The organism is Grimontia sp. NTOU-MAR1, from assembly GCF_035758505.1.
Lineage (GTDB): Bacteria > Pseudomonadota > Gammaproteobacteria > Enterobacterales > Vibrionaceae > Enterovibrio > Enterovibrio marinus.
Genome location: NZ_CP142108.1, coordinates 3,120,738 through 3,137,745 on the forward strand (window position 1 = coordinate 3,120,738; position 17,008 = coordinate 3,137,745).

Annotated in this window: 12 protein-coding genes; 7 read left to right on the forward strand and 5 right to left on the reverse strand. The window is 49.8% G+C overall.

The features are described from left to right. The first annotated feature begins 29 nt into the window (after positions 1-29). Entirely contained in the window at positions 30-878 is an 849-nt protein-coding gene (gene mepA / locus VP504_RS14545; protein WP_325891799.1) for a penicillin-insensitive murein endopeptidase, read from the forward strand. Between the two features lie 63 nt (positions 879-941). Here the strand turns inward: mepA and VP504_RS14550 are convergent, their stop codons facing one another. Together VP504_RS14550 and trhP are read right to left on the reverse strand one after the other, a co-directional pair. After that, on the reverse strand, positions 942-1,196 hold the full coding sequence (locus tag VP504_RS14550) for a YfhL family 4Fe-4S dicluster ferredoxin (protein WP_325891800.1): 255 nt from the start codon (positions 1,194-1,196) through the stop codon (positions 942-944). Between the two features lie 3 nt (positions 1,197-1,199). Then, positions 1,200-2,597: a prephenate-dependent tRNA uridine(34) hydroxylase TrhP gene (trhP, locus tag VP504_RS14555; RefSeq protein ID WP_325894054.1), complete on the reverse strand. Its 1,398-nt coding sequence runs from the start codon at positions 2,595-2,597 to the stop codon at positions 1,200-1,202. Positions 2,598-2,860: 263 nt separating this feature from the next. On the opposite strand from trhP, the gene VP504_RS14560 reads away from it, so the two are divergent. Beyond that, positions 2,861-4,138 carry a peptidoglycan DD-metalloendopeptidase family protein gene (locus tag VP504_RS14560; protein WP_325891801.1) on the forward strand — a complete coding sequence of 426 codons (1,278 nt, stop codon included), beginning with the start codon at positions 2,861-2,863 and terminating at the stop codon, positions 4,136-4,138. Between the two features lie 72 nt (positions 4,139-4,210). Here VP504_RS14560 and rdgC read toward each other — a convergent pair whose 3' ends face one another. Continuing rightward, positions 4,211-5,122, reverse strand: a complete 912-nt coding sequence (rdgC, locus tag VP504_RS14565; protein WP_325894055.1) for a recombination-associated protein RdgC — start codon at positions 5,120-5,122, stop codon at positions 4,211-4,213. 122 nt (positions 5,123-5,244) lie between these two features. Between rdgC and sbcD the strand changes: the two genes are divergently transcribed. From sbcD to VP504_RS14590, 5 genes are all read left to right on the forward strand, one after another. Continuing rightward, on the forward strand, positions 5,245-6,480 hold the full coding sequence (gene sbcD, locus VP504_RS14570) for an exonuclease subunit SbcD (RefSeq protein WP_325891802.1): 1,236 nt from the start codon (positions 5,245-5,247) through the stop codon (positions 6,478-6,480). Next, positions 6,477-10,151 (forward strand): AAA family ATPase, encoded by a 3,675-nt coding sequence (locus VP504_RS14575; protein ID WP_325891803.1) that lies wholly within the window; start codon positions 6,477-6,479, stop codon positions 10,149-10,151. The genes sbcD and VP504_RS14575 overlap by 4 nt, the downstream gene beginning before the upstream one ends. Positions 10,152-10,361: 210 nt before the next feature. Next, positions 10,362-11,051 carry a phosphate regulon transcriptional regulator PhoB gene (phoB, locus tag VP504_RS14580; RefSeq protein ID WP_002535663.1) on the forward strand — a complete coding sequence of 230 codons (690 nt, stop codon included), beginning with the start codon at positions 10,362-10,364 and terminating at the stop codon, positions 11,049-11,051. Between the two features lie 58 nt (positions 11,052-11,109). Next, positions 11,110-12,405, forward strand: coding sequence for a phosphate regulon sensor histidine kinase PhoR (gene phoR / locus VP504_RS14585; RefSeq protein WP_002535665.1), 1,296 nt, complete (start codon positions 11,110-11,112; stop codon positions 12,403-12,405). Continuing rightward, positions 12,399-13,346, forward strand: a complete 948-nt coding sequence (locus VP504_RS14590; RefSeq protein WP_325891805.1) for a PstS family phosphate ABC transporter substrate-binding protein — start codon at positions 12,399-12,401, stop codon at positions 13,344-13,346. The genes phoR and VP504_RS14590 overlap by 7 nt, the downstream gene beginning before the upstream one ends. Positions 13,347-13,403: 57 nt before the next feature. Here VP504_RS14590 and ppx read toward each other — a convergent pair whose 3' ends face one another. Both ppx and ppk1 read right to left on the reverse strand, forming a co-directional pair. Beyond that, positions 13,404-14,912, reverse strand: coding sequence for an exopolyphosphatase (ppx, locus tag VP504_RS14595; RefSeq protein ID WP_325891806.1), 1,509 nt, complete (start codon positions 14,910-14,912; stop codon positions 13,404-13,406). Continuing rightward, on the reverse strand, positions 14,905-17,001 hold the full coding sequence (gene ppk1 / locus VP504_RS14600; protein WP_325891808.1) for a polyphosphate kinase 1: 2,097 nt from the start codon (positions 16,999-17,001) through the stop codon (positions 14,905-14,907). Before ppk1 ends, ppx begins: the two co-directional genes overlap by 8 nt. Between the last annotated feature and the right edge of the window lie 7 nt (positions 17,002-17,008).

Sequence of the window (17,008 nt, forward strand, 5' to 3'; positions counted from 1 at the left end):
CAAATAATCCCTTTTTAGGTGGTGACACCATGAAAAAAGACCTTCTGATGATTCTGTTTATCTTCATGTTTCTGCTTGGATTATGGATGGTGATGTCGCCAGCAGAAGCCAATCCTTGGGAGGAGATACAGGAGCCGTATCTCGGCGTTGAGCAGTCGATTGGTAGTTATGCCAATGGATGTTTGAGTGGTGGTGAAGCCTTGCCACTGAAAGGGGAAGGGTATCAGGTAATTCGTCCTTCAAGGAACCGTTATTACGGCCACCCGAGCATGATTGCTTATCTTTCCAAGCTGGCCAGAAAAACCAAAGGGTTCGGCTTGGACGACTTGATGATTGCAGATATTTCCATGCCGCGCGGTGGTAATTTCACCAAAGGACATTCCAGCCACCAGACGGGATTAGACGCTGATATCTGGCTGAGCTTTGCGCCGGAATCATTAACCAAAGATTCCTTGGAAAGTCCGACGGCCGTCAGCATGGTGGATTTGCAGAATTACGCACTGAAACGTGATAACTGGATGAAAGAGCATGCCATCCTGTTTCAAGTGGCGGCATCTGAGCCAGAAGTGGCGCGTATTTTTGTCCACCCTGTGATTAAAGAGACCTTGTGTGAAATGGCATGGGAAGACAGAAACTGGCTACGCAAGGTTCGCCCTTGGTGGGGACATCATTACCACATGCATGTCAGGCTTCAATGTCCTGAAGGCAGCTTAAACTGTATTTCCCAGAATGCACCGCCAGCGGGTGATGGGTGTGGCGCTGAGCTTATCAGTTGGCGCCCGAAACCTGTCGACGAGACAAAAACAGTAGTGACTACCACCAAGAAAAAGCGGGTGAAGATAAAACCGGGTCAGTGCGAGGTGGTATTAACCCAGTAATTCTCCTTGTTTAGATACAAGAAAAGCGCCGAAAGGCGCTTTTCTTTATTAACCCAGTAATGTTTAAACCAAACCCTGGAGTTTGACGAATTTTTCCAGTAACTCATCATTGGTTTCCTGATTGTCAGGATCAATGATGATGCAGTTGGTGATAGGGCATACCGACTGACAGGTTGGCTTTTCATAGTGACCCACGCATTCCGTGCATTTGTCCGGATCAATTTCGTAGATCTCTGCGCCGAATGTAATCGCTTCATTCGGACATTCAGGATCACACATATCGCAGTTAATGCACTTCTCGGTGATCAGCAGTGCCATCGATTACGCACTCACCGCTTGTGGAGCATTTGGGTTACGGGTGTTCGCACCGTCGGTCAGGTTACGCATCAGCAGCGCAAATTCAAGATCCATGTCTTCCGGCACCGGAATGTAAACGAAATGACCATTGCCTTTCGCATCGTCAATCGTTTCACCTTTGCGGTTTTCCATGGCGTCCAGTTTGAAGACCACATTGCCTTTCGGCGTCATCAGCTCCAGTGAATCACCAGTGATGAATTTGTTCTTCACTTCTACTTCCGCCATGCCTTCGCGGCGCTTACCGGTGAATTCGCCCACAAACTGCTGGCTGTCAGACACTGAGTAGCCGTAGTCGTAGTTTTGGTATTCGCTGTGGGTGTGACGGCGCAGGAAGCCTTCGGTGTAACCTCGGTGAGCCAAGCTTTCCAGCGTGGTCATCAGGGTTTCATCGAACGGTTTGCCTGCAACGGCATCATCAATTGCTTTGCGATAAACCTGTGCGGTACGTGCACAGTAGTAGAAAGACTTGGTACGGCCTTCGATTTTCAGCGAGTGAACGCCCATCTTAGTCAGACGGTCTACATGCTGAATCGCACGCAGATCTTTCGAGTTCATGATGTAAGTGCCGTGCTCATCTTCAAACGCCGCCATTTTTTCGTCTGGGCGATGCGCTTCGCTCAGCAGAACCACTTCATCAGTAGGCTTGCCGAGACCAATGGTGTTGTCTGGACGCTCTTCAGCTTCTTGGATTTGAACCGATGCTGCAGGCTGGATTTCGACGATTTGACCTGTTTCGTCTTCAGTCGCTTTCTCTGTTTTGTATTCCCAGCGGCATGCGTTGGTGCAGGTGCCTTGGTTAGGGTCACGTTTGTTGATGTAGCCAGACAGCAGACAACGGCCAGAGTAAGCCATGCAAAGTGCACCGTGAACGAAAATTTCCAGCTCCATTTCAGGCACTTCGTTTCGGATTTCTTCGATTTCTTCCAGCGAAAGTTCGCGCGACAGAATCACCCGCTCAACGCCTTGGTTTTGCCAGAACTTAACCGTCGCCCAGTTCACCGCGTTCGCCTGTACAGACAGGTGAATAGCCATTTCAGGGAATGCTTCACGTACCATCATGATCAGACCTGGGTCAGACATGATCAGCGCGTCAGGGCCCATATCAACCACTGGCTTCAGGTCGCGGATAAAGGTTTTCAGCTTTGAGTTGTGCGGCTGGATGTTACATACCACGTAGAACTTCTTGCCAAGCGCATGCGCTTCATCGATACCGATTTGCAGGTTCTCGTGGTTGAACTCATTGTTACGCACTCGAAGGCTGTAACGTGGTTGGCCGGCATATACCGCGTCAGCGCCATAGGCAAAGGCGTAGCGCATGTTTTTCAGGCTACCGGCTGGGGACAAAAGTTCTGGTACAAACATAGTCATTGCTTCTACTAATTCTGAGTATAAGTCAGGCCGCATCAAAAAGTGGTGCGGGGAAGCGGGCGATTTTACTGTGATCTTGTTAACATAGCCAGTTCCGATCGGGAAACCATTTGCAGAAAAGGTTGTCTTTTGGAAGATTCAGGTCTTCATTCATTTTTAGTGAATGATTTGACACAAGTTTGGAAAGGTATGTAGGTTGTAAGGGTATTCTCGGCTTTTTAAAGGCGAAAGAACCAGCAACATTGAGATGTGGACTGATGTACGAAAAGAAAACCAAGAGATTTAGCATGCTGTCTAAATCGATGCTTGGCCTGATGGGCTTGTCGCTCGTGACGGTAGCAGTATCCTTTAATACGCTACAACAAGAGCCGATCCGGATTGTCCCTCTCAATCTGCCAGAATCTGTCGTCCCTTCTTTTATTCAGAAAGAAGAACCGTTAAAGACGGAAAGTGCCGTCGACCTTCCTGCTTACGAATATACGATTCAGACGGGCGACAGTCTGAGCGAAATCTTCATGAAGCTCGGCATTCCGTATAGTGACCTGTTAAAGCTGATGGAAGCTGACCTTAACCACCTTCGCATCGATACCCTGCAACCCAATGACATCCTGCGGTTTTGGGTTGACTCTGATGGAAAACATCTGCAAAAACTAGAGCTTGAGTTCAATATCGCCTCGAAAGTGCAATATGTACAACTTGATGATGGCAGCTATGAATTCAACGAAGTGTCGATTCTGGGGACTTGGGTTGAAACTGTCACTGTTGGCGATATTGAAGGCAGTTTCTCGGTCTCGGCGCGTCGTGCGGGCCTGAGTTACAACGATGTGGAAGTGATTACCAATCTGCTCAAGGACAAGATGAACTTCTCTCGCGATCTTCGCGCCGGAGATAAGTTTGAAGTCGTTCGTGCTGAGCAATTTGTGGATGGGCAGGCGAGTGGAGCGCGTGAAATTAAAGCGATCCGTATTGAACGTCGTGGCCGACCGATCACGGCTTACCTGCACACTGATGGTAACTACTACGACAAAGACGGCCAGAGTCTGCAACGCGCCTTCCAGCGTTATCCGACTAACCGTAAAGAGCGCATCAGCTCGCACTTTAACCCACGTCGTAAACACCCGGTTACTGGCCGTGTTTCGCCGCACAACGGGACTGACTTCGCGGTGAGAACAGGTACGCCTGTGGTTTCTACCGGTGATGGTGTGGTAGTGATGGTGCGTAATCACCCTTACGCAGGCAAATACGTGGTGATCGACCACGGTAACCAGTACAAAACCCGCTACTTGCACAACAGTAAGATTTTGGTGCGTAAAGGTCAGCGTGTGACCCGTGGTCAACGTATTGCGCTGTCTGGTCGAAGTGGCCGTGTTACCGGCCCGCACATTCACTACGAATTGTTGATTCGTGGCCGCGCGGTGAACCCGATGACGGCGAAGATTCCAATGGCGACGTCTGTCGCGCGTGCTGAAATGACGGACTTTAAGAAATCTGTCGCGGCTTACGATAAGAAAATGCTGAAAGCACAGTTCAAGTAAGCACGAACCAAAGGAATAAAAAAACGGGGCTCTAAGCCCCGTTTTCTGTTTTTGGCAAAGCGCAGAAGAGGATTACTCGCCTTTGTCGACACCGCCAAGCTCTTCATGAAGATTTGGCAGGAAAGCACCCAGCTCACCGCACATCAGTGACAGGTCTGCATCCAGTCGTTGCGCCACATCTTCACGGTCAATATCCGCGTTCTGGTCGCGAAGTTCTTCTGAGAACTTGATGCGTTTGATGGACATGTCATCACACAGCATCAGCTCAATGCGGTCTTGCCAGTTCATCGCCAGCTTAGTCACTAACTTTTCTGCTTCGATGTGAGCCAGAATTTCATCGCTCGATAGATCCTGCTGCTTACAACGGATCACGCCACCTTGTTCCAGAATGGCTTTCAGCTCAGCTTCTTCACCAATTTCGAAACCTTTTGGTGCGTTGCCAGAGCGAACCCACTCAGTCATTGCCAGCTCAACCGGCTTGTTGGTTTCAACAGGTACCACTGGCAGGCTGCCAAGGGATTTGCGCAGCAGCGCGAGGATGTCTTCCGCTTTCTTAGAACTACCCGCATCAACCAGCACCAGACCCGCTTTTGGCATAATCAGCGCGTAGGTTTGGCTCATTCGGCTGAACGCACGTGGAAGTAGGTCCATGACGATGTCATCTTTGATGCTATCTTTTTCTTTTTTCTTCAGCGGACGGCCTTGTTCTTTTTCCATCGCGTCCACTTTGGCGGTCAGTGAATCTTTGATCACTGAGGCTGGCAGCATTTTCTCTTCTTTACGGGCACAGATAAGAATGTTGCCATCGCTGACGTGCGTCATCATGTCGCCGTGTTTACCCAGCGCGGTGGTCCAGCCGAACTTTTGCATGTCCTGACTGCCACAAGGCGTGAAGCGGAATTCAGACAGTTGTTTTTCAATATGCTCCGGGTCGAGGTCGATGTCTCGGGTCAGGCGGTAGGTGAAAATATTCTTGAACCAAATCATGGCGAGGCTTTATCCATCCGGTAATGACAAAGGCCACATGGTATTGCATCAGGCAGAGAATGTCGCTTCAAATACGGTACAATCAGGCACTGAGCACAAGAACAGGCGCACACCTTTCAATGAAAATACTCCACACGTCAGACTGGCATTTAGGGCAAAACTTTTTCACCAAAAGCCGCAAGCAGGAACATCAGGCTTTTCTGGACTGGCTCTTACAGGAAATAGATAAAAATCAGATTGATGCCGTCATCGTAGCTGGAGATGTTTTCGACACAGGTTCGCCGCCAAGTTACGCCCGTGAAATGTATAACCAGTTTGTGGTTTCCATCAGTCAGCGCAACTGTTCTTTGGTGGTGCTGGGCGGTAACCATGACTCGGTTTCCACGCTCAGAGAATCCAAATCCCTGCTGGCTTGCCTGCATACCCATGTGGTGGCAAACACCAGCGACGATCTGCAAGACCAACTCATTACACTGAAAAACCACGATGGCGAAATCGGTGCGATTGTGTGCGCGGTGCCTTTCGTGCGCCCGCGCGATGTGTTGACCAGTCAAGCTGGCGAATCCGGCACTGACAAACGCCAAGCGCTGGGCGATGCCATTAAATCCCACTACCATGAGTTGTATCAGGCAGCAGTGAAGCTGCGCGATGATAACGGCTGGCAAGTGCCAATTATCGCGACGGGCCACCTAACCGCGCTTGGCGTGAGCCCATCTAAATCCGTGCGTGATATCTACATTGGTACGCTTGATGGCTTTGCGGCAGATGGCTTTCCGCCAGCCGACTACATTGCCCTGGGGCATATCCACCGCCCGCAGATTGTCGCCAAGTCAGAGCATATTCGATACAGCGGTTCTCCGATCCCTTTGAGCTTTGATGAACTCAAATTCAACAAGCAGGTGGTGCTGGTGGAATTCGGCGGCGACCAGCGCGCGCGTATCGAGCCGATCAGCGTTCCGAGCTTTCAGCCTATGGGTGTCCTAAAGGGGTCACTGGAAGAGATAGAAGTACAGCTTTCAGAGTATTTGGAACATGATGATCCAAAAGCTGTCTGGCTGCACATTGAGGTCTCTGTGCAGGACTATCTATCTGATTTGCAACAACGTATTCAACTGATGACTGAAGGGCTCAATGTAGAGGTGTTACAGCTTCAGCGCACCCGTGGGCCAAAAGCTCAGGCGCTGACACAAGAGGCGAAAGAAACCCTTTCTGAGCTGACACCGAATGATGTTTTCCAAAAGCGACTGGCTCTCGAGGTGTTTGAAGGGGAGGACGAACTTGCGCGTAAAGAGCGGATTCAAACCCAGTTCACCAAAATTGTGGCGGAAGTCGAGCATGCGGAGGGTGAAGAATGAAAATCCTGAGCCTTCGCTTTAAAAACCTGAACTCACTGAAAGGCGAGTGGAAGATTGATTTCACCCAAACACCATTTTCAGACAATGGCCTGTTCGCCATTACCGGCGCAACGGGCGCAGGTAAAACCACACTGCTTGATGCGATTTGTCTGGCGCTTTATCACCAGACCCCACGATTGGGGCTGATCTCCACTTCCAGCAATGAAATCATGACCCGTGGCACGGCGGAGTGTTCTGCCGAAGTAGAATTCGAAGTAAAAGGCCACCCGTACCGCGCGTTTTGGAGCATGCGCCGCTCCCGTGGAAAAGCGGACGGTAATTTACAGCAAGCGGATGTGGAGCTGGTGGACGCGAAAACCGACAAGGTACTGGCCACACAGGTGAAGCAGAAAAATGAATGGGTTGAGCGTGTTACGGGTCTCGACTTTGCCCGCTTTACCAAATCAATGATGCTTTCTCAGGGTGAATTTGCCGCTTTCCTGAATGCTAAGGAAAACGAGCGTGCAGAGCTTTTAGAAGAACTGACTGGAACAGAAATTTACGGCCGGATTTCTGAAAAAGTGCATGAGCATTTTGCTGCAGCAAAGCAGGCTTTGAGCCAGAAAGAGGCCGAAGCGAAAGGCGTACAGTTGCTGAATAGCGAGGAGCTTGAAGCGCTCGAAAAGGAGCAGAAAGAAACAGAAGCTTTGCTCAAGAGTGAGCGCGAAAAACAGGCCGATCTTACGGCGCACCTTACATGGTGGAAAGAGCACCAAAAAAGCCATCAAGAGAAAAATCAGGCCGAAGCACAGCTACAAACTGCAGAAGAAAACTGGAAGGCAGCCAAACCACAACTGGATAAACTCACCCACAGTGAGCCAGCGGAAAAGCTTCGCATGCCTTATGAGCGTTGGCAGTCTTCTTTGAAAAGCGTGGAATCAACGACCGCTTTGCTGGCCACCAAACAGGAAGCATTGAAAGCCAACACAGAAAAGAGCGCGCAGGCTGACGAAGCGTTAGTGAAAGTTTCAGAAGCGCTCACACTGGCGAAAACCCAGCAAAGCAAGCTGGAAGAGCTTATCAGTGAGAAAGTCTTGCCGCTCGACACCGACATCAAACACCAATCTCTGCGGCTGCAGGAGTTTTTGCAGCAACAGGTGGGCCTGAAAACGAAGCAGGCTGATCTGTCTTCATCACAGGAAAAAACCACAGAGAACCTAGAGACCAAAAAGCAGGCTCTGGAAGCCGTTTCCACTTACTTGACCACCCATCAATTTGCGGGCCAGCTTAAACAACACCTTGGCCAATGGGAACAGATGGGTAAGCAGATCGCGCAAGAACAAAATGCGGTTGGCAAACTGACTGAATACGAAACCGAACTTAATACCCAATTGCAGGCAGAGATCGCGAAAGCGGAAAATGCCGAGAAAGAGAAACAGGCAGCACTTAGCCAAAGCGAACAAGCCAAACACGCTTGGGAAACCCAGCAAGATGCGTTCAAGCAAGCAACCTCAAACGGTGATGTTGACGCTCTGGATAAACAGCGCGAGCAGCTAAATGCGCAACTTTCCACTTACTTCCAGTTAGGCCAATGGCAGCAGCAATGGCTGGAACTGGATAAAGAGAGCGCGGAAAAGCGCCAAACGCTGGCGGAACAGACTCAACAAGCCAAAAGCTTAGAGCTTGAAGTTACTTCGCTTCGACAGCAATACAAAGACAAAAAGCAACTGATAGAGGCACTGTCCAAGCTTGTCAGTCAGGAAGAACATCTTGCGCAATATCGTGGGGCATTGCAGCCACATGAAACCTGCCCGCTTTGCGGCTCCACCGAGCATCCGGCCTTGTCTGGAGCTGTCCTCAATGTCTCTGAAACCCTGCAGCAAAAATCAGCAGCAGAGGTGGCATTGAAAGATCTCGAGCATACGGGCAAAGAGACCGGTATGAAGCTTGAGGCGGCGAAGCGTTACATCGAAGAGCTGGATAAGCATCTCCTGCGTTGTCAGCAGCAACAATTGGCGCTTAGCGAGCAATGGGCACAGGCGGCAGTAACACTCAAATTCGCTCTGACTATCGAACAGCGTGACGCCTATGTTGCATTCAACGAGCAGCAAACCCAGCAGCGTGATGCACTGACCCAAACCTTGAATGTACTCAAAGCACAAGAGAAAACCCTGCAGCAGGCAAAGCTGCATTGGGATGAGGCTATCCGTGCATTGGATAGCACTGAGAAACACTTCTCCATTCTGTCGGTAACTATAGAAAGCAAAAAACAGGAAGCGCAGAAGCTGGCCGCTGATAAGCGCCAGAAGCTGGATTACCTCGAGACCCTCGAAAGCGTGCTGAGCCAACAAATCGCAGACAGTGGTTACCAAGCCCCTGAGCATGATGAGCTTCAAGTCTGGTTGGCGTCGAGAAAGCAAGACGCCGAAAAATGGGAGCAAAACCAGCAGCAAAAAGAAGTCTTGGCCAAAGAGGTGGCATTGCTTGAGGCTGAGCTTTCAAATTGTATGAAAGAGCACCATACATTGGCTGAGCAGCTGGGCGCGCTTCAGTCTGAGATTGATTCGCTGACCGGCAAGCTTGAAGCTGCGAAAGCAAAACGCACTGAGCTCTTTGGTGACAAGCTGGTGGAAGATGAAAAGCGCCGCGCTGCTGTTCAGACGGAACAAGGGGAAGCTTCCCATCAAGCAGCACAAGCCTTTGCGCAGCAATGTCTGGGCGATCTGCGCGCGATTCAGGCAGAAGTCGCAAGCCAAACTCAGTCGCTGGCATCGCTGAATGCCGAGGCACAGAGTTATGCATCCCAATGGGAAGAAAGCCTTGGGGCTTCGCCTTTTGATTCTCTGGAAATGTTCCAAGCTGCGTTGCTTCCGGAGGAAGAAAAACAACAGTTACTTACCGATAAACGCGCGCTGGAAAATGCCCTTGAAGGTGGCAAAGTGTTGCTGGAGAAAGCCTGTCAGCATGTGGTTGAAGTACTAGCCCATGACCAGGCAGAAGTGTGGAAGCAAACTTCGCATGATGAGGTGGAATCTGCGCTAACGGCAAAATCAGAGGCCGTGGATACGCTTGTGCGCCGAAGTGGTGAGCTGAGCCATGCTTTGGCGTCGGATCATCAAAGACGAGAAAACCAACAGGCGCTGTTTGCTGAGATCGAACGCCTGCGTGCGGAATACGATGATATCCAGTATCTGCATTCCCTGATTGGCTCACAAAAAGGCGATAAATTCCGTAAGTTTGCTCAGGGGCTGACGCTGGATAATCTGGTGTATCTGGCGAACAAACAACTCGACCGAATCCATGGACGTTACCAACTGAACCGCAAGCAGGGGGAAGGCTTGGAACTTAGTGTGCTGGATACCTGGCAGGGTGATATTGAGCGTGATACCAAAACCTTATCAGGCGGGGAAAGCTTCCTCGTCAGTCTGGCACTCGCGCTGGCGCTTTCTGATCTTGTCAGCCACAAGACCAGCATCGACTCGCTGTTCCTCGATGAAGGTTTTGGTACGCTCGATAGCGAGACCTTGGATGTGGCGCTGGATGCGCTGGATAATCTTAATGCCTCCGGCAAGATGATCGGGGTGATCAGTCACATTGAAGCGATGAAAGAACGCATTCCTACCCAGCTCCATGTTTCGAAAAAAACTGGCCTGGGCGTCAGTGAGCTGGATAACAAATTTCGCGTTTCTTGACCAAGAAAAGTGCCTTAGCTAGAGGCGACGGCTTACGCCGTGTCCAGTAGGTTGGGCGGGTGAAAAATAGTCAGTAAATATCTGGATTAAAAGGCAGTATCTGGTTACCTCCCGCGCCAAACCTCGCGAAAGGTCACAAAACTGTCATAATAGAATCACATAATGGCGTCCAAGAAATACAAATAAACCACTCTAACTGGGTATGGAAAAATGGTAAGACGGATACTTGTTGTCGAAGATGAAGCACCTATTCGCGAGATGTTGTGTTTCGTACTGGAACAAAAAGGTTATCAGGCCGTAGAAGCAGAAGATTATGACAGTGCTCTGGAAAAAATCTGCGAGCCTTACCCTGAACTGATCCTGATGGACTGGATGCTGCCAGGCGGCTCGGGGATCAACCTGATCAAACATCTCAAGCGTGATGAACTGACCCGCCAAATCCCAGTTGTGATGCTCACAGCGCGTGGCGAGGAAGAAGATAAAGTTCGCGGTTTGGAAGTCGGCGCGGATGATTACATCACCAAGCCTTTCTCACCAAAAGAGCTGATGGCGCGCCTGAAAGCCGTGATGCGTCGCGTATCACCAACGTCGCTGGATGACGTGATTGATGTGCATGGTCTGAAGCTTGATCCTGTATCGCACCGCGTCACTTCAAACGAAAAACCGCTGGAAATGGGTCCAACCGAATTTAAGATGTTGCACTTTTTCATGACCCACCAAGAGCGTGTTTATAGTCGTGAGCAACTTCTTAATAACGTTTGGGGCACTAACGTTTATGTTGAAGATCGTACCGTTGACGTGCATATTCGTCGTTTAAGAAAAGCGCTGGAAGAAGACGGTCACGACAAACTGGTACAAACGGTTCGTGGCGCAGGCTACCGTTTCTCAACGCGCACCTGATAACGCATTATTGTCATAGGTCATCCGAAGGCCACCGGGTGGCATCGTGGAGACATTGATGGTCGAAAGACTTACCTGGAAAAAGCTGGCTCTTGAGCTGGCTTTTTTTTATCTACCCTGGTTTCTCATAGGCTGGTTCTTTGGCGGTCTGCCTTGGTTGTTGCTATTGGCAACGGTTTTGGTGTTGCTGTGGAACTTCTACCACCAACTCAAACTCTCTGACTGGCTTTGGAAAGAACGTAGTCTGACACCGCCAACCGGTTCAGGAAGCTGGACGCCGTTGTTTAACGGTATCTACCGTCTGCAAAAGCGTAACCGTCGTCGTCGTAAAGAGCTTGCCAATCTTATCCGCCGTTTCCGCAATGGTGCAGAATCTCTGCCCGATGCGGTCGTAGTGTTTGAGCACGACGGCTCGATTGTTTGGTGTAACAAGCTGGCGCAGGAGCTACTGGGCTTCCGTATGCCGGACGATGCCGGTCAGTACATTGCCAACCTGATCCGTACGCCGGAGTTTATTGAGTACCTGAGCCGCGCGGAACTGGGTGAACCGTTTGAAATGCGTTCGACCTTGCACGCATCGAAAACCCTCGAATTTCGTACCATGCCTTATGCCGAAGGTGAGTATCTAATGGTGGTGCGTGATATTACCCAGCTTAAACAGCTCGAAGGTATGCGCCGCAACTTCTTCGCCAACGTATCTCATGAACTTCGTACGCCAATGACGGTACTGCGCGGCTATCTGGAAATGTCTGAAGATCCGGAGATGCTGGTGGGGCCTATGTGGGGTAAAGCCCACGGCGTGATGACCGAGCAGTTGACCCGAATGGAAGGTTTGGTGGAACAGCTTCTGACCCTGTCGAAAATTGAGGCGAGTGTGAAGATCGCGCTGGATCAGAAAGTCGATGTGCCAGCAATGCTCGATGTGTTGGAAAAAGAAGCGCAGACACTCAGTGGTGACCAGGCGCATGACTTTGAGTTTGAAATCGATCATTCGTTAAAAGTGTTGGGCGATGAAGATCAGCTTCGCAGCGCCATTTCCAATCTGGTGTATAACGCGGTGAAACACACGCCAGCCAGCGCTAAAATTAAAGTTCGATGGTTCAAATCCCGTAAAGGGCCACGATTGGAGGTGATTGATAGTGGTGAAGGTATTGCACCTCAACATATCGATAGACTGACCGAGCGCTTCTACCGCGTTGATAAAGCGCGATCGCGCGAAACTGGCGGCAGTGGCCTTGGCTTGGCCATTGTGAAGCATGCGCTGAATCATCATGAGTCCGAGCTTGAAATCAAAAGTAAGGTGGGACAGGGTAGTACGTTCTCGTTTACTCTTCCGGAGCGTCTGGCATGCTGAAACGGGCTTTGACCCTGATTGGACTCCTTTTAGTGGCGGCACCTGCTGCCGCTGACGATCATCTACCTCTATACCATCGTGTAGATAATGTCTCAGGTAACCTGTCGACGGTCGGTTCAGACACCTTGGCTAACTTGGTCACTCAATGGGGTGTGCTGTTCAAAAAACATTACCCGAGTGTGAATGTCCAAATCCAGACTTCTGGATCTTCTACTGCGGTACCCGCTTTGATTGAGGCGACGGCGCAGTTTGGCACTATGAGCCGCGAAATGCGTCCGCGCGAAATTGAACTGTTTGAGCGAAGATACGGCTATCCACCTACGGCGATTAAGGTCGCGATTGATGCGATGGCGATATTTGTTCATCAAGACAACCCGCTTGATGCTCTGAACATGGTGCAAGTCGATGCGTTGTTTTCCCAGACCCTGCGTTGTGGCGCGAACGAACGTATTGAAAAGTGGGGACAACTGGGTCTCCCAGGAAGCTGGAAGAAACGTAGTATTCAGCTATTTGGTCGTAATTCGGTGTCGGGTACCTATGGCTTTTTCAAAGATGAGGCACTGTGTGACGGGGACTTTCGTGCAGATGTCAATGAGCAGCCAGGATCAGCCTCAGTCGTCCAGTCGGTAAGCTCGTCGCTTAATGCGATTGGATATGCTGGCGTTGGGTATCGTACTGCGGGGGCAAAGGTGTTGCCACTCGATGTGGAAGGTGAGCAGGTTTATGCCACTGTCGATAATGTGATATCAGGGGTTTATCCGCTTTCGCGTTACCTCTACGTTTATGTCAACAAAGTGCCGGATAAGCCTCTTGCCAATATGGAGGCTGAATTCATCAAGCTGATCCTTTCTCGTCAAGGACAAGCGCTTGTAGGCGCAGAGGGCTTCGTCCCTTTACCGGATGGTATAATTGATGAGCAGCTCAAAGAACTAGGGTTATAAAAAACGGTGTGATGAGCACCGTTTCTGTTTTCAAGCTTTCGAGTCCGTTGAGTGGCACTAAGCGCTCACATCAAGTTTCCAACCCACTGAAGCCCAGTAAGCTTGTTCCGCTTCCAGATCAGCCGCCAACAAGGTGTTCTGGTTCAGCCAATTTTCAGGGAAAGTCAATGACCAGCAATCGTCCTTGGCGTGGAGCTTCACCTCTGGCATCAGCTCGCCGCTACGTTGCACATTGAGCACACAAGCGAGGCGTAAAGAGCGGATGAGTGGATGAATTTGCTTGGTCTTAAACAGGGTGAACTCAGGCATTTCCTCAAGCTTCAGTGACTTACGATGGAAACGGGTCAGGGTAGCCAATACGGTTTGTTGTTCCTGATTAAAACCTGGCAAGTTGGTGTTTTGCAGAATGTACGCAGAGTGTTTGTGGAAGCCTGAGTGCGAGATACTCAAGCCAACTTCATGCAGTAGCGCTGCCCAACTCAGCAAGATAGCCAATTCTGCTTTCTTGGGACCAAGTTTTGGCTCTGCCTGAAGATAAAAACCTTCTGCGGTTTGCTGGACGTTTTCGGCGTGCTGTCTATCGATATGGTAACGCTCAGCAAGATCTGCTGCGGTGCGGCTTCTAATGTCACTGTGCTGGAAGCGATCTTCCATGTCGTATAAAAGCCCTTCACGAAGAGCGCCATCGGAATACACCATCTTCTCAATGCTCAGTGCATGGAACACACCGGAGAGAATTGCAAGACCTGCGGCAAAGACGGGTTGTCTGTCTTCTGTTAATCCGGGTAGCTTAAGCTCGCTGGCTGCCTTTACCTGCAGTACCTGCTCAATTAAGCCATCCAACCGCTTGCGGGTGATGATGCCATCGTCGTGCCCACTGGCAATCAAGACTTCACGAATGGCTTTGATGGTACCAGAGGAACCTACGGCTTCTCCCCAGCCGCAATCCTTGTATTGCTTGGCGATACTTTCTAACTTCAGCTCTGCCGCGAGCTGGGCTTGAGCAAAGCGTTTGGTGGAAATTTGTCCATCTTTGAAAAAGCGATGGGTATAGCTGACACAACCCATATGTTTACTGTTGGTGAGTGTCGGACTAAAGCCTTTGCCAATCACAAGCTCAGTACTGCCCCCACCAATGTCTACCACCAGTTTTCGGCTGTCACCAGGTTGAGTGTGGCTGACACCGAGGTAAATCAGACGTGCTTCTTCCACGCCGGGGATGATTTCAATCGGGTAGGGGAAGACATTACGTGCGCGTTGCACAAAGATATGGCTATTTCTTGCTTCACGTAGGGTAAAGGTTGCAGCAACGCGAACGTTAGCTTCATCGAAACTTTGAAGGCGTTCTGCGAACATGGCTAAGCATTCCACACCACGATTGATGGCGGCGTTATCGAGGTTGAGATAGTCGTCGAGTCCTGATGCCAGCCGCACACGTTGTTTGTGGCGGCTGATGATTTGGAGGCCTTGCCCGACAACGCGGGCAACGACCATGTGGAAGCTATTGGAACCTAAATCTATTGCTGCAATTTCCCTTGGCTTCTCAGCCGGGGTTGTATCATTCATTCTTTTGTTTGCTCGCTTGCCGTTTTTCTGCACGTTCTACTTGTTTAAGGTAATCATAAATCTCGATTTGTGAACGTACTTTTTTGCGATTTCCGCGTTTAACGTAAGCGTTGGACATGTCTTTATCAATAACTCGTGCTTTGGCACGGTCTGCAAACTGAAGCTCAAGAATATCCATGATCCGCTGCTTCAGGCGTTCGTCTTTGATAGGGGCAGCCACTTCGATTCGGTTATCGATGTTACGGGTCATCCAATCAGCTGAGGAGATATAGACATCACGATCACCACCGTTTTCAAAAGTGAATACTCGTGGGTGCTCAAGGAAACGGTCAACAATACTGATGACTTTAATGTTATTGCTGAGGCCTCTTACGCCAGGGATAAGCGAGCACATACCACGCACAATGATGCGGATTTTCACGCCTTCATTGCTCGCTTTGTAAAGTAAGTCCACCAAACCTTTATCAACCAGGTTGTTCACCTTGAGTGTAATACCGGCTTTCTGCCGGTTCTTTGCATGCTCTATTTCCCGCTCAATCAAGCGATAGATGCGTGTACGTGAATTACGCGGCGAGACAATCAGATGCGAAAACTTAACTGGCTTATAAGGGTTCTCAATAAAGTTGAATACCTTACGTACTTCCGTTGTGATGGACTTATCAGCAGTAAACAAAGAAAAGTCGGTGTAGATACGTGCTGTTTTTTCGTGGAAGTTACCTGTGCCTATATGGGCATATTCGCGAAGCCCATCCTCTTCACGACGGGAGATAAGGCATAACTTGGAGTGAATTTTGAGCCCAGGGGTACCAAAGACCACTTTTACGCCGGCATCGGTCAACACACGAGCCCATTCGATATTGGCTTCTTCATCAAAGCGCGCCTGAAGTTCTACCACAACGGTGACGCGTTTTCCGTTATTTGCAGCATCAATCATAGAGTTGATGATGCGGCTATTTTTCGCCACGCGGTAAATATTGATGCGAATGCTGCGTACTTTGGGATCAAAGGAAGCCTGACGCACTAGCTCCGTCATATGGCGGAATGTGTGGTAGGGATAGTAGAGCAGTACATCACGCTGGCGTATGGCTTCAAACGCATTGACCTTGGTAGTGAAGTCAGCAGATTCGATCGGCGGCAGAGGTGGGTTCTCTAGATACTTCATCCCGACATTCGGGAAGCCGATAAAGTCTTTGAAATTATGGTAACGGGCGCCAGGTAGCACGCTGTCATAATCAGAGATTTTCAGCATGTCCAGAATATGTTTCACCATATCCTGAGGCATGTCACGCTGGTATACGAAACGCACTGGAAGGGCCGTTAAACGCTGATCCAGACTGTCTGACATGTTCTCAAGCAGGCTGTGGTCAACTTCATTGGTCAGGTCATATTCTGCGTCACGGGTCATTTTCATGGCATAGGCTTCGACACTATCGTAATCGAAAAGTCCACTGAAAATCTCATCAAGACACAAGCGAATGATGTTATCGAGTAGGATGATGGTTTTGCGGCGGCGTTTGCCTTTGGGTTCCGGCACCTTGATAAAGCGCTCGATTTCATCTGTCGGGATCTCGATGAGGGCATAACGTGTCTTCTGCCCCTCTTTTTTCAGCTCGACGGCAAGGTAAGAGTACGCATCTTTGAGGAAAGAGAGTACGTCCATGTCGTCGGTGAGAATAATTGGGGTGATGTGTGGAAGCAGATTGCTGACGAAGTGTCTTTTCAGCCAGTTTTGCTGGTATTCCGTTAATTGTTTCTCATTAACCAAAAAGATATGGCGACGTGCCATTTCGAGCAAGATGTCGTTATAGAGGTGGTCAAAATCCTGGTTGAGCTTAAGGACTTTGTCCTGAATTTTGTTGAGGAGCTCCTTGGCTTTACTGTCACCCCCTTGCTCCTCATTGATCAGGATACGGCGCTTTACGTCAGCAAACCGGACTTGGTAGAACTCATCCAGATTGCTGGAGAAGATACCGAGAAATCGCACACGTTCGATGATAGGAACGTTTTTGTCTGCAGCTTCCTGAAGTACCCTTTCGTTAAAAGACAGCCAACTTAATTCTTTGTCTACGTAAAGCGTATCCGCGCTCATTTTTCCC

Excerpts from the sequence above, each read along its gene's own strand:
- mepA (WP_325891799.1), top strand. The coding sequence starts at position 30 with ATGAAAAAAGACCTTCTGATGATTCTGTTTATCTTCATGTTTCTGCTT.
- VP504_RS14550 (WP_325891800.1), bottom strand. The coding sequence starts at position 1,196 with ATGGCACTGCTGATCACCGAGAAGTGCATTAACTGCGATATGTGTGAT.
- trhP (WP_325894054.1), bottom strand. The coding sequence starts at position 2,597 with ATGTTTGTACCAGAACTTTTGTCCCCAGCCGGTAGCCTGAAAAACATG.
- VP504_RS14560 (WP_325891801.1), top strand. The coding sequence starts at position 2,861 with ATGTACGAAAAGAAAACCAAGAGATTTAGCATGCTGTCTAAATCGATG.
- sbcD (WP_325891802.1), top strand. The coding sequence starts at position 5,245 with ATGAAAATACTCCACACGTCAGACTGGCATTTAGGGCAAAACTTTTTC.
- VP504_RS14575 (WP_325891803.1), top strand. The coding sequence starts at position 6,477 with ATGAAAATCCTGAGCCTTCGCTTTAAAAACCTGAACTCACTGAAAGGC.
- phoB (WP_002535663.1), top strand. The coding sequence starts at position 10,362 with ATGGTAAGACGGATACTTGTTGTCGAAGATGAAGCACCTATTCGCGAG.
- phoR (WP_002535665.1), top strand. The coding sequence starts at position 11,110 with ATGGTCGAAAGACTTACCTGGAAAAAGCTGGCTCTTGAGCTGGCTTTT.
- VP504_RS14590 (WP_325891805.1), top strand. The coding sequence starts at position 12,399 with ATGCTGAAACGGGCTTTGACCCTGATTGGACTCCTTTTAGTGGCGGCA.
- ppx (WP_325891806.1), bottom strand. The coding sequence starts at position 14,912 with ATGAATGATACAACCCCGGCTGAGAAGCCAAGGGAAATTGCAGCAATA.
- ppk1 (WP_325891808.1), bottom strand. The coding sequence starts at position 17,001 with ATGAGCGCGGATACGCTTTACGTAGACAAAGAATTAAGTTGGCTGTCT.